This is a genomic window from Edaphobacter dinghuensis (genome assembly GCF_014640335.1).
GTDB lineage: Bacteria > Acidobacteriota > Terriglobia > Terriglobales > Acidobacteriaceae > Edaphobacter > Edaphobacter dinghuensis.
Genome location: NZ_BMGT01000001.1, coordinates 462914 through 480153 on the forward strand (window position 1 = coordinate 462914; position 17240 = coordinate 480153).

At 59.2% G+C, this 17240-nt stretch carries 11 protein-coding genes; 7 read left to right on the plus strand and 4 right to left on the minus strand.

What is annotated here, in order from left to right:
- Positions 1-71: 71 nt before the first annotated feature.
- Positions 72-872, minus strand: coding sequence for a helix-turn-helix domain-containing protein (locus IEW09_RS01815; protein WP_373282781.1), 801 nt, complete (start codon positions 870-872; stop codon positions 72-74).
- A 222-nt stretch (positions 873-1094) separates the two neighbouring features.
- On the opposite strand from IEW09_RS01815, the gene IEW09_RS01820 reads away from it, so the two are divergent.
- The 6 genes from IEW09_RS01820 (at position 1095) to IEW09_RS01845 (ending at position 12869) form a co-directional block, all read left to right on the plus strand.
- Positions 1095-2255 (plus strand): fibronectin type III domain-containing protein, encoded by a 1161-nt coding sequence (locus IEW09_RS01820; protein ID WP_188552448.1) that lies wholly within the window; start codon positions 1095-1097, stop codon positions 2253-2255.
- Between the two features lie 3 nt (positions 2256-2258).
- Entirely contained in the window at positions 2259-3062 is an 804-nt protein-coding gene (locus tag IEW09_RS01825; protein ID WP_188552449.1) for a fumarylacetoacetate hydrolase family protein, read from the plus strand.
- A 130-nt stretch (positions 3063-3192) separates the two neighbouring features.
- Positions 3193-4185, plus strand: a complete 993-nt coding sequence (locus IEW09_RS01830; RefSeq protein ID WP_188552450.1) for a transaldolase — start codon at positions 3193-3195, stop codon at positions 4183-4185.
- A 501-nt stretch (positions 4186-4686) separates the two neighbouring features.
- On the plus strand, positions 4687-8010 hold the full coding sequence (locus tag IEW09_RS01835; protein WP_188552451.1) for a TonB-dependent receptor: 3324 nt from the start codon (positions 4687-4689) through the stop codon (positions 8008-8010).
- Between the two features lie 356 nt (positions 8011-8366).
- The gene (gene clpB / locus IEW09_RS01840) at positions 8367-10988 is read left to right on the plus strand and encodes an ATP-dependent chaperone ClpB (protein WP_188552452.1); all 2622 of its coding nucleotides are present in this window, start codon (positions 8367-8369) and stop codon (positions 10986-10988) included.
- A 180-nt stretch (positions 10989-11168) separates the two neighbouring features.
- Entirely contained in the window at positions 11169-12869 is a 1701-nt protein-coding gene (locus IEW09_RS01845) for an NAD(P)/FAD-dependent oxidoreductase (RefSeq protein WP_188552453.1), read from the plus strand.
- On the opposite strand, the gene IEW09_RS01850 is transcribed toward IEW09_RS01845, so the two are convergent.
- Together IEW09_RS01850 and IEW09_RS01855 are read right to left on the minus strand one after the other, a co-directional pair.
- Positions 12848-13198 (minus strand): nuclear transport factor 2 family protein, encoded by a 351-nt coding sequence (locus IEW09_RS01850; RefSeq protein ID WP_188552454.1) that lies wholly within the window; start codon positions 13196-13198, stop codon positions 12848-12850. The two genes, IEW09_RS01845 and IEW09_RS01850, sit on opposite strands and share 22 nt — an antisense overlap.
- Before the next feature lie 231 nt (positions 13199-13429).
- Positions 13430-14464 (minus strand): aldo/keto reductase, encoded by a 1035-nt coding sequence (locus IEW09_RS01855; RefSeq protein WP_188552455.1) that lies wholly within the window; start codon positions 14462-14464, stop codon positions 13430-13432.
- 219 nt (positions 14465-14683) lie between these two features.
- On the opposite strand from IEW09_RS01855, the gene IEW09_RS01860 reads away from it, so the two are divergent.
- A complete protein-coding gene (locus IEW09_RS01860) occupies positions 14684-15205 on the plus strand; it encodes a PEP-CTERM sorting domain-containing protein (protein ID WP_188552456.1) in 522 nt (173 codons plus the stop codon).
- Positions 15206-15296: 91 nt separating this feature from the next.
- On the opposite strand, the gene IEW09_RS01865 is transcribed toward IEW09_RS01860, so the two are convergent.
- Positions 15297-17099 carry an ATP-dependent DNA ligase gene (locus tag IEW09_RS01865; protein ID WP_188552457.1) on the minus strand — a complete coding sequence of 601 codons (1803 nt, stop codon included), beginning with the start codon at positions 17097-17099 and terminating at the stop codon, positions 15297-15299.
- Between the last annotated feature and the right edge of the window lie 141 nt (positions 17100-17240).

Sequence of the window (17240 nt, forward strand, 5' to 3'; positions counted from 1 at the left end):
AGGCTGCACACCTTCGGTCGAGATGACGTGGGGTGATAGGAATAAAAAATAAATCAATTTCAGGGAAGCTCTCAGCCGGTGCGCGCAACCTTACGCTGCATCGACACCGGCCCGCTGGTACGAATGCGTCCGTTCGCTGCATTGTTGGCCAGACGCTGCGCCGCCGCTAACGGCATCGCCAACGGATGTTGCAGCGAGACGATCACCGCCTGCGCAGGTACGCTCCCGAGGCACACGTAGCTGTGCCGGGTATTGGCGTCGAAGTAGATGGCATCTCCCGCCTCGATCCGGTGCGTCGCCTCTCCGTGCCGCACCTCGAGCGCGCCCGACACCAGGTAAAGAAACTCACAGCCATCGTGCTGGTGCGCGCGCGGCGTGACGGCCGACTTCAGCGGAAGGAACTCCGCGAAGTAGGGATCGAGCTGGCGGTCGGGAACCAGGTATCCCAGGCTCTCGAAGAAGTATGCCGGATCGTCGGCGCCGGTCTGCGGCATCCGCACCCGCTCCTTGCGGCGATGCACGCGAAACAGCGTCTGCGGCTCCGACTCGAAGAAGTAGCTCAGGTCTTTTGAGAAGACCATGGCGATGCGCGCCAGATTGCGCAGCGTCGGTACTACGCGGCCAGTCTCGAGTTGCGACAGAAAGCTCGCCGAAAGCCCGGTGTGGCGTCCCAACTCCACCAGCCCCATCGACTTCTTGAGCCGCAGGTGCTTGATGCGTTCGCCGATCTTCTTCTCTGCGATAAACGACTCCGCTACTCCGCCATCTACCTGTACCTCATCGATCTCCGGTTCCGACATCTTGCCCTTGCCGCCAAAGGAGGCACTCAAAGCTGGCGCATCTCCACTGACCGCCATCGCTGCATTCGCCATAACGTTCACCCCATCCTGGAAAGTTTCGTCAGGTAACCAGATGTTGAAATTGCATCAAAAGATGTCTGACCGTCGCTGTCTTAATCATTCCCTGTCACCTTTTAAGATGTGGCCGGCGATATCACCCGGGGTTTTATTTAATCGTGCGGTCTTTTTAATCGAAATCTCCTCTGCGCTCTCGCTCTCTTTTTGCCTCGCGGCCGAGATGCTAGCCTGAGACCAATGAAGTCCTCTGGCCCATCAGCCACACGCCGCCGCTCCATCGGCCCCCTCCTTGTGCTGTCCTCTGCCGTGCTTGCAGTCTCAGGCTGCGCCAGCCCCGGCCCGGCCCGGCCACCGTCGCTTTTTTTGCCCCGCACCGTCACCGATCTTGCCGCCGTACGCACGGGCGACAGCGTAACGCTGCACTGGACGACACCGGAGAAGACCACCGACGGCCTCAAGGTTAAGCCTCCTCTTACCGCCGAGATCTGTCGCCAACCGGATGGCCACGGCAGCACATGCACGCCGATCGAACACGTCACCGTCCATCCCGGCGCCAGCGAGGCAACTGACCAGCTCCCCAGTAGCCTGACCTCCGATCCTCCCGCTCTGCTGATCTACCGTGTCAGGATTCTCAACGCAACCGGCCACTCTGCGGGCCTCTCCACCGCGGCCTTCGCGGCCTCCGGTGCTGCGCCGCCGCCGATCGAGCACCTGAGCGTCACCCCGGTTCGCAACGGCGCCATGATCGAGTGGCAGCCGCAGCCAACGTCGGCCTTCATCGACCTCGACCGCACCCAGATCCAAACCGCCGCCCCGCAGAAGCGCTCCGGCAAACAGCCGTCCCAGCTGGCCGCTCCATCGAGCCCGGCCGAGATTCATCTGCAGGCGGGCAGGCAGGCATCTCAAGCAGGCACCAGCAAATCAGCCGAACAGCCTACTGCAGACCCCGGCGGCACGATCGATCCCATCGCGCAACGCAACATGACCTATCGCTACACCGCACAGCGCGTACGCTCGCTTACGCTCGGCGGCCATGCGCTGGAGATACGCAGCGTGCTCTCCCCGGCCATCACCACGGCAATGCGCGATACCTTCCCCCCGGCGACTCCTGCGGGCCTCGCCGCTGTTCCCGGCACGGCCTCCATCGATCTCTCTTGGGAGCCCAACACCGAGCCTGACCTCGCCGGATACATCGTCTACCGCCAGGCAGTCGCCGCCGACGGCACCCTGGCCGGAGCGCCCACGCGCCTGACTCCCAGCCTGATCTCCGCGCCCGCCTTCAGCGACGTCACTGCCCAGCCCGGCCAGACCTACTCCTACCGCGTCGCTGCGGTCGACAGCGCCGGAAACCAGAGCCCCACCAGCGGCGAAGCTCGCGAATCCCGAAGGAACCAATAACCCATGCGCTATTGCAAATTTCTTTCCCCTGAGTTCGGCCCTGTCTACGCCATCGTCGAAGAGCGTGACGGAGAACTCTGGGCCGTCCGTTCCATGGCTGCTCCAGAGGAAGACCGCGCCGCACATTCTTCCGCGCAGATCGAATTTAAGCCGAGGCCGCTCAAAGAACTTGAGTTGCTGCCTCCGGTCAATCCTTCCAAGATTCTTTGTATCGGCCGCAACTACCGCGACCACGCGACAGAGCTTGGCAATGAGGTTCCCAAAGAGCCGCTGCTGTTTCTGAAGCCGCCCTCGTCGCTGCTGGCTCCCAACGGCATCGTCCGCATGCCTGCGCTCTCTAAGCGTGTCGATTACGAGGGCGAGTTGGGCATCGTAATCGGACGCCGCTGCCGTAACCTCGGGCCTGATGAAGATGTTCGCCCCTATATTCGCGGCTACACCATCGTGAATGACGTTACTGCCCGCGACCTGCAAAAGAGCGACGGCCAGTGGACACGCGGTAAGGGATTCGACACCTTCTGCCCGGTCGGCCCCGTTGTCTCGGACGAGATCGATCCGGTAGGAGGCGCTCCTGTCACTTTGACCACCCGGCTGAACGGAGAGATCAAACAGCAAGGCAATACCAGCGACCTGATCTTTCCCATCGCGCACCTGCTGCGCTACATCACGGCTGCCATGACGCTTGAACCGGGCGACCTGATCCCCACCGGAACTCCGGCCGGGGTAGGCCCCGTCAATGCCGGAGACCGCATCCAAGTAGAGATAGACGGCCTCGGAGTCCTCGAAAACACCTTTCAGCCCGGCTGAAGTCCTGACACGGCCCACGCATCTCATTGAATCTCCACGAATCCCTTTAAACTTCCGTGAATCCCGAAAACGGCGCGTAACCCTTTCAACCTTGATAAAATCTAATTAAGACAGCGAAGGAGCAATAAAAATGGCCTCTCTACTTGAACAGCTACGTGGCATGACCACAGTCGTCTCCGACACCGGCGACATCAACTCGATCCAGCAGTACAAGCCGCAGGATGCAACAACGAATCCCTCACTGATCGCGGCAGCGGCAGAAAAGCCCGAATATCAGTCCATCGTGGACAGCGTTTTGCAGCAGGCGAAGAAGGATGCCGGCGCCAATGCGAGCGATAAGGAAGTCGCCGCCCTCGCCTTCAAGAACCTCGCCGTGGCCTTCGGCCTCAAGATCCTCGAAATCGTTCCTGGCCGCGTCTCGACCGAGGTTGACGCCCGCCTCTCCTACGACACCGAGAAGTCCATCGAGACCGCCCGCGACATCATCAAGCAGTATGAAGCCGCCGGTATCTCCCGCGAGCGCGTCCTGATCAAGCTTGCCTCCACCTGGGAGGGCATCAAGGCCGCCGAGATCCTCGAAAAAGAGGGCATCCACTGCAACATGACCCTGCTCTTCGGTCTGCACCAGGCCATCGCCTGCGCCGAAGCCAAGGTCACCCTGATCTCGCCCTTCGTCGGTCGCATCCTCGACTGGTACAAGAAGGACACGGGCAAGGACTACACCGGCGCAGACGACCCCGGCGTCCAGTCCGTTACCACCATCTATAACTATTACAAGCACTTCGGCTACAAGACCGTGGTCATGGGCGCAAGCTTCCGCAACATCGGCGAGATCACCGAGCTGGCCGGATGCGACCTGCTGACCATCGCTCCCAAGCTGCTGGGCGAACTCGAGAACACGCAGGGCGAGCTGCCTCGCAAGCTCGATGCAGCCAAGGCCAAGGACCTGAAGATCGAGAAGATCACGATCGACAAGGCCACCTTCGACAAGATGCACGCCGCCGACCGCATGGCCAGCGACAAACTCTCCGAAGGCATCGAAGGCTTCTCCAAGGCTCTTGAGGGCCTCGAAGAGCTGCTCGCCAAGCACGTCAGCGAGATGAAGCAGACAGTTAACGCCTAAACAGCATTTATCTGAACTAAGGGCCTTCCGGCTTCTCTTTGCAGAAGCTGGAAGGCCCTTTCGTTTGAGCTATCAGCGCCGATCATAAGTGCAAAACAGAGACAAAATACAGGGGTCTCTCCACTGCGCTTCGCTTCGGTCGAGATGACGTAAGTTTGTGGCGAGCTTCTGGTTTCGACAACAGAAATTGTCGCTTCTTCCTCCTTCTCCCCCATCTCAAATGCACGTCATCTCGACCGGAGGCGGCGCTTTTTGCAGCCGCAGCGGAGAGGCCCTGTATTTCGTTTTTTGTCTGTTTGCTCTCTCATCCAAAACGAATTGTTTCACTTTGATGCCGATGTTCCTTCTTCGGCATCACAAAGCGATCCCTTTCAAAATTGACAAACGAAATCGGCGGTCTATATCGTTCAGTGGGTAGTAATTCGCAGTTCGAACAATTCATCGAAAAATAATCCGTTTAAAGATCGACTCCCCAAACGCAAACAATTTTCAGGAGGCACCATGTTTCGCAGATTTTTTAAAACACTTGCGCTCAGTGTCGCGTTCTTGCTGATGTTCAGTCTCACCGCATCGCTGCACGCGCAGAACTTCTTCGGTCAGATCGCGGGTAACGTTACCGACTCGACCGGCAGCGTCGTTCCCGGCGCGACCATCACCATCACCAACGTCAACACCCACGCTGCTCGCACGGTCAACTCCGACGCCAGCGGCTTTTATATCGTGACCAACCTTCCCATCGGGCCTTATACCGTTGCCATCGCGCAGAGCGGCTTCCGCGGTGAGAGTCGTTCCGGCCTAAACGTCAGCGCCGACTCGCACCTTACCGCTGACTTCCAACTCCAGGTAGGTTCAACCACCGAGAGCGTCACCGTCTCCGCCGTGCAGGGTGAGACCCTCAACACCACCAGCGGCGAGCTCTCGCACGTCATCGACTCCAAGCAGGTGCAGAACCTAGCCCTCAACGGTCGCAACTACACCCAGCTCATGACGCTGATTCCGGGTGCGGTCGTCACCAATCCTGACATCTTCTCGGTCACGACAAGTCTCGCCGCCAACAATCAGTCCATCAACGGCAACCGCGCCGACTCCGGCAACCTCACCGTCGACGGCGCCTTCAACATGGTCGCGGGCAGCAACAGCAGCTTGATGAACAACGTCGGCGCCGACTTCATTCAAGAGGTCAAGATCGACACCTCGAACTTCTCCGCCGAGTATGGACGCACCTCCGGCCCGGCCTTCAACATTGTCACCAAGAGCGGCACCGACCAGTTCCACGGCTCCGTCTTCGAGTATGTGCGCAACAACCTCTTCGACGCGCGTCCCTTCTTCTCGGCCAACAAGACTCAGCTGGTCTTCAACGACTTCGGCTACGGCGTCGGCGGCCCCATCATCAAGGACCGGCTCTTCTTCTTCGGTGGCGAAGAGTGGAAGCGGCTCCGCCAGCAGCAGTCCCCCACCTCGCTGACGACGCCGAGCAGCGCGATTCTTGCCGGTAACTTCGCCGGCCAGCCTCAGCTCTTCTATCCCGGCACCAAGACTCCCATCCCCGGCAACAACATCTCGGGCATGATTACACCGGATGGCCGCGCCATCGCCGATGTCTTTACCGTCGAGAACAAGCTCGGCCAATACAATGATGTCACCGGCGCATCAGGCAACCTGATCGTCGCTCCCTCCAACCCGCTTAACTTCCGCGAAGATATCGTTCGCCTCGACTTCCGCATCAACCAGAACAACAGCATCTATGGCCGCTGGATCAGCGACCACAACGTGCTGATCGATCCCTTCGGCACCTTCTCGAACTCCGGCATTCTGCCGACGACGCCGACACAGCGCAGCCGTCCCGGCCAGAGCTATCTCGTCGCCGAGACCTGGACCATCAAGCCGAACATCATCAACCAGTCGCAGGCGAACTTCAGCTATGCCTCGCAGCACATTCCTCCGGTCGGTGTGAACTGGGAGCGCTCCACCTTCGGCTTCCAGTATCAGCGTCTCTATCCCAATGGCGGAACCTACCCCAACGGCATTCCGGCGATGACCTTCTCGGGTACGCCGTACGCAGGCGTTCAGGGTCCGAACTTCGCTCTCAACTCGCCCACGACCGATATTCAGGTCTCTGACACCGTTTCCATCGTCAAGGGCAACCACCTCATCAAGTTCGGAGCCATGGTCGCTCGCGACCGTGTCGACCAGAACGGCCGCCCCTACTACACCGGCAACATCAACTTCAACGCGACCAGTAATCCCAACACCACCGGCAACGCCTTTGCCGATGCCCTGCTCGGTAACTTCGCCAGCTACCAGGAGGCCAGCGCCGACCCCACTGGTCACTTCCGCTTTACCCAACCCGAGGCCTTCGCGCAGGACACCTGGAAGGCCACTCGCCAACTGAGCCTTGAGTACGGTATCCGTTGGCAGGGTATCCTTCCGCTCTACACCCAGGGCAACAACATGGCGAACTTCGTTCCGTCGGTCTACGATCCGACCAAGGCCATCACCGTCAACACCAACGGAACCGTCGTTCCCGGTTCGGGCAACCCCTATAACGGTCTGGTTCGCGCCGGCGACGGTGTTCCTGCCGATCAGCTCAAGCGCGTTCCGAACATCAACACTGCTGCGTTCCCGCTAATTCCCGCAGGCGCGCCTCGCGGACTCTACACGATTCACGGCGCCTTTGGGCCGCGTCTCGGCTTTGCCTATGCTGCAAACGATAAGACCGTCGTACGCGGCGGCTTCGGCATCTTCTACTACCGGCCTGAGGGAAATATCACCTTCAGCCAGGTCAACATCCAGCCCTTCCTGTCCATCTCGGAGTTCGACAACGGCAACCTCGGCACGCTGGGCACGGGTGCAGCGAACAACACCAGCCTGCAGGGTGGTATCAACGCCATCGACCCCGGCTTCAAGAACCCCTACATCGAGCAGTTCAGCCTCGGCGTGCAGCGGCAGTTGCCGAAGGGCATGCTGCTGGAGACGACCTACGTCGGCAATGTAGGCCATCACCAGGTGCGGCAGCCTAACATCAACTTCCCCACCAACCTCGCCACCGTCGCTGCCAACCCAAGCTACAGCACAAACTACTTCAACCCCTATAAGGGATTCGGCGCGATCACCCAGGCGCGCAGCGACTCCAACTCCAACTATAACGCGCTGCAGGCTTACCTCTCCAAGCGCACCGGTCAGGTCACCTTCACCATCGGCTACACCTTCGCCAAGGCGCTGGGTGATTCGCAGAGCAACGGCTCGACGCTGGAGAACTGGCAGAACCTGAACTACAACTACGGCGAGACCAACATCGACCGCAAGCATGCCTTCATCTCCACGGTCGTCTGGGCGCTCCCGACCTTTAGTGGCCACAACGCCTTCCTCCGCGAGGGACTTGGTGGCATTCAGGTCAGCGCCGTCGTTCGTGTTCAGAGCGGCGCCTTCTATACCGTCACCGGCAATACCTCGACCGGCAGTCGCCGGGCGCAGTATCTCGGGGGCAGCCAGTACGCCAAGGGCAACCGCTTCGTCCTCAGCGGCCACCAGGCACAGTACCTCAACCCGGCTGCCTTCAGCGCGGCCCCCAACGGAGCCTTTGGTTCGGCGGGCGTAGGCAGCGTCGTTCTGCCCAGCCTGCAGCAGGCTGATACTACCCTGTCGAAGATCTTCGGCATTGGCGAGCATGTGAACTTCAAGCTCAACGCCGACGTCTTCAACGTCCTGAACCACACCAACTACAGCTCCCTGAATACGACGGCAACCGCAGGCGCCGCCTTCGGCCGTCTCAACGGAGCCTATCCCAACCGGCAGATGCAGTTTGGAGCGAAGCTGATCTTCTAACCCACCTTGCGTCTCGCTTTACCCGACCGCGCCAGCCTATGCTGGCGCGGTCTTCGTTTTATCCTCTGATCTGATCCAGACAATCTATGTAATTGTTTATAAATGCTTTAATCCGAAATCTTCGCTGGGCTTGTCTTGATCAAAATATGAGTGCATTATTATCAAATAATATGCACCCTGTTGTCACCTTAAAGCGTCTTAACAACATAGCTTCATGCCGATACCCAAAGTGTGAGAGAGTTTCCTGCCCCCATCCCTTCCGCAAAACGGCGATGTGATGAGCGACAAAGCGATAAACTGCGGCAACCAGCACACTTCGGGCAGACGGGCTGAATCATAAAAATCAAGGAGAATTTATGGCGATCAAGTGGGATCGTTTGACTGTCAAATCGCAGGAGGCCGTGCAGGCCGCCAGTGGCCACGCTGCCGAGAATGGCAACCCGGAGGTTCTCCCCCTCCACCTGATGGCTGCCCTTCTCGAAGACCGCGAAGGCGTAGTGATTCCTGTGCTGGAGAAGGTGGGCGTACCGATCGAGCAACTGCTCTCGGGCGTCAACTCCGCTATCAATAAGCTGCCCAAGGTACAGGGCGGAGCGCAGCCTGGCATGAGCGGTGCGCTGCAAAAGGTGCTCGAGCAGGCCTTCAAGGAAGCTGAGAACTTCAAGGACGACTACGTCTCGACCGAACATCTTCTGCTGGCGCTCTCGCAGCAAAAGGGTGATGCGGTGCAGTCTGCGTTGGCGGCGCTGGGAGGAACGCATGAGGCGATCCTGAAGGCGTTGAGCGCCGTGCGCGGTTCGCAGCGGGTCACCGACCAGAACCCCGAGGGCAAGTTCCAAGCGCTGGAGAAATATGCGAAGGACCTTACCGATCTGGCGCGGCGGGGCAAGCTCGATCCAGTGATTGGCCGCGATGAAGAGATTCGTCGCGTGGTGCAGGTGCTTTCGCGCCGCACGAAAAATAATCCTGTGCTGATCGGCGAACCCGGCGTGGGTAAGACTGCGATTGTCGAAGGTCTGGCACGCAGAATATTTCTTGGCGACGTGCCCGAGATTCTGAAGAATAAGCGCGTCTGTGCGCTTGATCTGGGCGCAATGATCGCCGGGGCGAAGTTCCGCGGTGAGTTCGAAGACCGTCTCAAGGCTGTGCTCAAGGAGATCGAAGAATCGAACGGCGAGATCATCCTCTTCATCGACGAGCTGCATACTCTTGTCGGTGCGGGCGCGGCCGAAGGTGCAATGGACGCCTCGAACATGCTGAAGCCTGCGCTGGCTCGCGGCGGACTGCGTGCTATCGGTGCGACCACGCTCAATGAATATCGCAAGTACATCGAGAAGGATGCGGCGCTGGAGCGGCGTTTTCAGGTGGTCTATGTCGGCGAACCCAACGTCGAGGACACCATCGCCATTCTGCGCGGTCTGAAGGAGAAGTATGAGGCGCATCATAAGGTGCGCATCAAGGACTCGGCCATTGTGGCCGCGGCGACGCTGTCGCATCGCTACATCTCTGACCGCTTTCTGCCGGACAAGGCCATCGATCTTGTCGACGAAGCGGCGGCGGCTCTTGCCATTCAGATCGGCTCGGTGCCGGTCGAGATCGATGACCTGGAACGGCGCGGAACCTCGCTCGAGATCGAGCGGGCGGCGCTGAAGCGTGAGACCGACCCCAACTCGAAGGAGCGGCTTGAAGTTGTGGAGCGCGAGCTGGCCGAGGTGAAAGAGAAGGCCGCGGGGTTGCGTGCCCGCTGGCAGACCGAGCGCGGCGCCATTGGCCGCATCGCCGAGCTGAAAGAGAAGCTGGAATCGTTGCGATTTCAGGCTGGTGAGGAGACACGCAAGGGCAATCTTCAGCGTGCAGCCGAACTGCAGTATGGTGAGATTCCCAAGATGGAAGCCGAGCTGAAGACGCTGACCGCTGCGCAGGACGAAGTCGCAGGACACGCTTCGCAGTTGCTGAAGGAAGAGGTGGACGAAGAGGATGTTGCCGCCATCGTCTCCAAGTGGACGGGCATCCCAATCAACAAGATGCTCGAAGGCGAGACGCAGAAGCTGGTGCAGATGGAGGACCGCCTGCGCGAGCGCGTCGTGGGACAGGATGAGGCGCTGTCTGCTGTCGCCAACGCAATTCGGCGTTCGCGCGCGGGATTGAGCGATCCCAAGCGGCCTATCGGCTCGTTCATCTTTCTTGGGCCTACGGGCGTTGGAAAGACTGAGACGGCGCGTGCTCTGGCGGAGTTCTTGTTCGATGACGAGTCGGCGATGGTGCGCATCGACATGAGCGAGTACATGGAGAAGCATGCGGTGGCTCGTCTGATCGGCGCGCCTCCGGGCTATGTCGGCTACGACGAGGGCGGCCAGTTGACCGAGGCTGTGCGGCGGCGCCCTTACGCCGTCATCCTCTTCGACGAGATCGAAAAGGCGCATCCTGATGTCTTCAACGTGCTGTTGCAGGTGCTTGACGACGGGCGGCTGACGGACTCGAAGGGGCGCACGGTCGACTTCAAGAACACCGTGCTCATCATGACCTCGAACGTCGGCGCAGCGCAGTTATCGACGGCGTGGGCCTCGGGCGAAGAGGGCTTTGAGGAGGCGAAGGGCCGCGTGATGGATGCGCTGCGGCAGCACTTCCGTCCCGAGTTCCTCAATCGCGTGGACGATATCGTCATCTTCCGTCCGCTGGGCGACGATCAGTTAACGCACATCGTCGATCTGCGGCTGAAGGACCTGCAGGCACTGGTGGCAGATCGCAAGATCACGCTGGAACTGACGGACAAGGCTCGTCAGGCGATCTTCAAGGCGGGATACGATCGCGCCTACGGTGCACGTCCGCTGAAGCGCGCCATTCAGCGCATGGTGCAGGACAAGCTGGCAGTCAAGATTCTCGACGGCAGCGTTCTGCATGGCGACCATGTCGTCATCGACGCCGGGAAATATGGCCTTACCTTCAAGGTCAAGGGCCGCAAGGCAGAGGCGGTGTAAGCTGCTTCGAAATAGCGTCTCGATTCAGGGTCTCTTTCGATTTATTCGGAAGAGACCTTTTTGTTTGGAGGCTTCTTTCGGCAGCTTTTAGTCATTCAAAAGACAATGCCATGACAATCTCTAGGGAGATGTAGTCCAAGCTCATATACTCAGGGCCGGAGACGGGCAGCTAGGAATTGGATGGCGAAACGGGCAATCATTATTGGCGCTGGACCTGCCGGGCTTACGGCGGCGCTTGAACTGCTGCGGCGCAGCGATGCGACGCCGATTGTGCTCGAGGCCAGCCACGAGATCGGCGGCCTCTCGCGCACCGTCCGCTACAAGGGCAATCGCATGGACATCGGCGGCCACCGCTTCTTCTCGAAGAGCGACCGGGTGATGCAGTGGTGGCTCGACCTGATGCCCGTCGAGAGCGACGATACCAACGGAGCGACGGTGAGCTATCGTGGGAAGCGACGCCAAGTGACCGTGCCGGCGCGCCTGGCCGAAGAACCTGTGCTTCGTGGCGCGGGCCCTTTGGTTGGAGAAACCGAAGTTGTTCTGTCTGGGGAGTGCGACGACAGCGAGGCGGTGGTGACGGTAGCTGCTCCTGTTGACCCTGATCTCGTGATGCTTATCCGTCCACGAAAGAGCCGCATCTACTACCTGCGAAGGTTCTTCGACTACCCCATCACGGTAACGGCGGCGACCCTGGGCAACCTTGGCGCGGTGCGCACGGTGAGGATCGGCGTGAGCTATCTCTTCTCGCGTGTGCGCCAGATCAAGCCGGAGACGAGCCTCAGGGACTTTCTCATCAACCGCTTCGGTCGGCAGCTCTACCTCACGTTCTTCAAGAGCTACACCGAAAAAGTATGGGGAACGCCGTGCGATGCGATCTCGGCGGATTGGGGAGCGCAGCGGATTAAAGGACTGAGCCTGACCACAGCGGTAAAGCACTTCATCAGCAAGGCGCTGGGCAGAAAAGAGTGCGAGGACGTCGCGCAAAAGAAGACCGACACCAGTTTGATTGAGCGATTTCTCTATCCCAAGCTAGGACCGGGGCAGTTATGGGAGCATGTGGCCGATCTTGTTCGCGAAGGAGGCGGAGAGATTCACATGGGATGGCGCGTGAACGGGATTCATTGCGAGGGCAACCGCGTGGTCTCTGTCGATGCTTCCAATGATGTTGGTGAACAGCGAACCTTTGCCGGAGATTATTTCTTCTCGACCATGCCTATGCAGGAGTTGGTGCGGGCGATCGACGCGCCGGTACCGGAGAATGTGCGCGCCGTGAGCGAGGGCTTACAGTATCGCGACTTCATCACCGTCGGCTTGCTGGTGGACCGGTTGAAGGTGCGCGAGATCGACGGCGGTCTGTTGCAGGATACGTGGATCTACATTCAAGAGCCGGATGTGCTCCTGGGACGGTTACAAATCTTCAACAACTGGAGTCCGCATCTGGTGGCCGATCCCGATAAGGTTTGGATTGGGCTGGAATACTTCTGCTACGAGACGGACGATCTATGGAAGATGCCGGACGAGGAGTTGAAGCAGTTCGCCATCGCTGAGGTCGCCAAGATCGGCATCCTCAACGCCGAAGATGTCTGCGACGGTCATGTCGTTCGCGTACTCAAGACTTATCCTGCCTACTTCGGCACCTACAACCGCTTCGACGAGCTGCGTACCTTCACCGATGGCTTTGAAAATCTCCTGCTGATCGGACGCAACGGCATGCACAAGTACAACAATCAGGACCACAGCATGCTGACTGCGATGACCGCGGTCGACGGCATCGTCTCAGGAAAGATCGACAAGGCGGCTCTGTGGGAGATCAACACCGAGCAGGAGTACCACGAAGAGGCCGCGGAACAGGAGCTGCCTCAGGAAGCGATGGTTCCCTGATGAAAGAGCAGTTGCCAGCGGTTATCGCGGAAGACCCACAACGACGAGCGATGCGAGGTGTGCAGCGCCGTGGTCGCGTGATAAGTAGCTAGCGCAGCGTCGGGTGCAAGCACCGTGACGTAGAAGTGGCTGATGGTCGCATTGCGCGGCGTGCTCGCCAGCAAGTCGTCGATGGTCTGCTGCCGGTTGTAGATGCGGCCGGAGCTGCAGTACTCCTGGAAGTCTGAGGCGAGCAAAGGAATCAGCGTGGTGCGATCTTTTACGCGGCTGGGATGGAGCAGCCGCTCTTCGAGCGTATAGAGGTGATCCTGTAGTTCTGACGCTTTCATGTGAGTAGTATGACGTTACCGCGAAAAGTAAGTTTCAGCTAGTCCGCTGAAACTTAAACGTCTAAGCGAGTGCAATTCCGGGAAAACTAAGACCCTACGTGGCTTACTCCCCAAAAGTCTGTTTTTAAAAAGCTAACTGCCTGCTCCTGATCGATTTAAATCAGGAACAGGCAGAGGTAAAGACACGTTCTTTTTTTGCGGCTCCCATCAAGCAAATCGCCCATCTAAGTTCTAGATTGGTCGAGGGTTGCGCTCTTCGAACTGGCGCTGGTGCCAGTAGGGGTACGCCAGCGGAACCTCGCTGGCAGCGTCGAGTTTCTGTACCTGCTCCGGGGTCAGCTTCCAGCCGATGGAGCCCAGGTTTGCCCGCAGCTGCTCCTCGTTGCGTGCGCCGATGATGATGGTAGAAACGGTCGGGCGGCCCAGCACCCAGTTCAGGGCGATCTGCGGAATCGTCTTTCCAGTCTCCTTGGCGACCTCGTCGAGGGCATCGACGACCTTGTACAGATATTCCTCGGGAACCTGCGGGCCGTTATCGACCACGAGCTTCGAGTTCAGGCGGCTGTCCTTGGGAATGCCGGTCTCGCGGCGGATCTTTCCGGTAAGCCGACCCCAGCCGAGCGGCGACCATACCAACGCGCCTACGCCCTGGTCGAGCGCCAACGGCATCAGCTCCCACTCGTAGTCGCGTCCCACCAGAGAGTAGTAGCACTGCTGGCCAACGTAGCGCGCCCAGCCATACCGCTCGCTAACGCTCAGCGACTTCATCAGGTGCCAGCCGGAGAAGTTCGAGCAGGCGATGTAGCGAACCTTGCCCTCGCGCACAAACTTGTCCAGCGTATTCAGCGTCTCTTCCACCGGAGTCGTCGCATCGAAGCCGTGCAGATGATAGACGTCCACGTAGTCGGTGCCGAGCCGTTTAAGGCTGCGCTCCAGCGACTGAATCAAGTGATAGCGGCTAGACCCGACATCGTTAGGCCCGTTGCCCAAACGAAACGTCGCCTTGGTCGAGATCAGCACATCTTCGCGATGATGATGCGACAGGGCCTTGCCCAGCGCCTTCTCGCTGTCGCCGTCGGAGTAGATGTCCGCCGTGTCGAAGAAGTTCAAACCCGCATCCATACAGATGCCGACGATACGGTCGGCCTCAGCCTGCGTCGTCTCCGACCATGCCTTGAAAAACTCGTTGCTCGCACCAAATGTTCCTGCCCCGAAGCAAAGCTCCGGCACCTTCAGTCCTGATTTGCCTAGCGATCTGTATTCCATGATGGATTGGATGGTAGCAGGCAAGATTGCGATATGGAATGCAGGTTAATTCATCGGCGATTGGAAAAAGATTAGCCTATTTCGCAATTGCGTCATTGCAAAATTTTGCGAAATGTTAACACAAGTCAACTCTATCTATAACAAAAAGAAGAGTTAAAACTTTGGAACCCGAGATGCAAATGGTTGGACGTAATCCATTTAAATCTGGGAGTTTTTACCTTGAAGACCAAACTGTTTCTTGTTGCACTTCTCGCCTCTGCCTTTGCGTTCACTCCATTTGCAAAAGCCGATTCCGTCACCCTCGAAAGCCACGTCGGGGATACCTATAACTATCAGCTCACCTTTGACGAGCACTCCACCACCTTTTTTCTGGATGGCTTTCAGATTACGGGTCTCTCCGGTGTAACCGATGCCGAACTGAGCGGCGCACTCGCGAATGATTTTGGCATTGCCAACTTCGATTCCTCGTCGGTCACGGTAGGAACCATCTACTCCTATGAATACGGTAAGACGATTCCCTTCTCTGTAGGCACCTTGACGATCACCTCCGACGCCGCACCTGGGGATGTCAACTTCGCCATTCTGGATAGCAACGGTCTCTCGATGGGACAGGTCGAAGGCCCCACGGATGGCAGTGGCTGCGGCGATCCCAGCCCGGTTCCCGAGCCGTCGAGCATCGTTCTGCTGGGCAGCGGCATGTTGGCTGCAGTCGGCGCAGTACGCAGAAAGTTCCTGGTCTAGAACGTTCGAGCAACACGCAGCAATAAAAAAGCCGCCAGCGAAGCGGCTTTTTTATTGCTCTCTGAAAGAATGACACGCAAATGCCGGCGCGCTATTCTTCCGGTTTATCCACCTGGCTCTGGTAGATCTCTTCGACTCGCTCGACCGTGTCGATCTCGCTGACCGGCTTGTCGGTGCGGATGCGGATAATTCGCGGAAAACGTAGCGCGAACCCGCTGGCATGGCGGTCGCTACGCATGATGTTGTTGAAGGCGACTTCGAGCACCATCAGCGGCTCGACGGTGCGGAAGTAGCCCTGGTCTTCGAGCGTGTGCTCCATCATCCACGCGCTCATCTTGGCGATCTCGGCGTCGGTCAGGCCGGAGTAGGCCTTGCCCACGTTCCGCAGCTCGCCGCCAGGCCCGCGCACGGCGAAAGTGTAGTCGCTGAGAATTCCGGCACGCTTGCCGTGACCCAGCTCCGCGCCCGTCACCACGACATCGAGCGTGGCCAGCTCGCGCTTCAGCTTCACCCATGCCAGACCGCGACGTCCGGGCTGATACTCCGACGCAGCAGCCTTAAGCATCACTCCCTCGTTTGCCCTCGCGCGGGCATCGGCGTAGGCACGCTCGATATCCTCAGCCGATTGGACGAGGCGCGCAGGCGAGAGCATCAGCCGCTCTACCTCATCGTTATTGCCGTCGCTATCGGGCTGCATAAACATAGCGATCTGCGCAGTGTTTTTGCGTTCGTCGACAACGAGCGGAGAGCGCACTTTTTCGACCAGCCGTTCGACGGCAACTTCAAGGCGGTTTCGCCTCTCGGTCAAGGGCTGGTTCAGTGTCAGCTCGCCATTGGCGTACATTAGATCGAAGGCCATGAAGACGACCGGAACCTGCTGTCGCCACTCGTTGGAGACGCGCTTCCTTCCGATACGCTGTCCCAGCACGGCGAACGGCAGCGCACGCGCCGCCTTGAGGTCCCAACCGAGGATCTCTCCGTCGAAGATCAACGGCTCGCGCACCGAGGCGAAGGCCTCTTCGAGATCGGGAAAGCTTGCGGTTACGTCGTCGCGGTTGCGCGAGTAGATGACGACACGACCGGGCTGCCCGGCATCGCCGCAGTGAATCTGCGCGCGCATGCCATCGTATTTGTCTTCGAGAAAGGCTTCGATGGAAGCGGTCTCCGCGTCCTGCTTTCCGGCGAATCGTTCGACCGCCTCTTCCGGCGAATCGACCGGGCTGGCCAGCATGAAGCCCAGCGGATGGAACAGCCGCATGCGCGCTTCGCCCAGCGTTCCCGCGAATGCCCGTCGCACTGCGGCAGCGAGATCGGCCTCGAGCATCACTGCATGTCGAACCTCAGCCACAGGTGCGGAGGCTGCGACTGCGATTGCCTCTTCGACCAGACTCTGCTTCACGCCGATGCGCATGTCGCCACTCATCAGCTTCAGCAGATACTTTGCCTCGAGCGCCGTAGAACGTTGCAGCAAACCCTCCACTAGCGCTGCCCGAATCGCCGTCGTCTTTGCGGCGGCCATCGCGGCAAAGGCCTCGGCTACATCCTGCAAGGTTAGAGAGGCTTTTTGTGACGAGTTTCCCTGCAAAAGATCGAAGGCTGCGGCACCCAAATCGCCGTGGCGTTTGTACGCCGCCGTCAGTGCGGTGCTGGTGGCCCCGCTCACCGATAAGAGTGCCTTCGAAAGCAGCGCGCCCCCGGCGTTCAGCCTGCGCGGGTCGGCCTCGGCAAAGGGAGTTCCGGCCAGGTACAGCGCAAACAGCCCGGCGTCTTCGGTCTTGGGCGCGGCGGCATGGGCAGCCGCAATCGCCTCGGCAATGGCCGCGCGCTTCTTCAACCGGCCCGGCTCGCCAGCCAGTGCCTCGGCAAGCTCGGCAATAACGTGAAATAAAGCCATTCGGCTCAAAGCCTCTCAGCTAAAAGATGCACTCCGAACCCGGCGCGGCAGGAGTAACATCTAATATAGATACAGATGTAGTTGTTCTATCGATATGAACGCAGCCGCAAATCCGGTGTTCTTCTCCCGCGTGACCGAGTC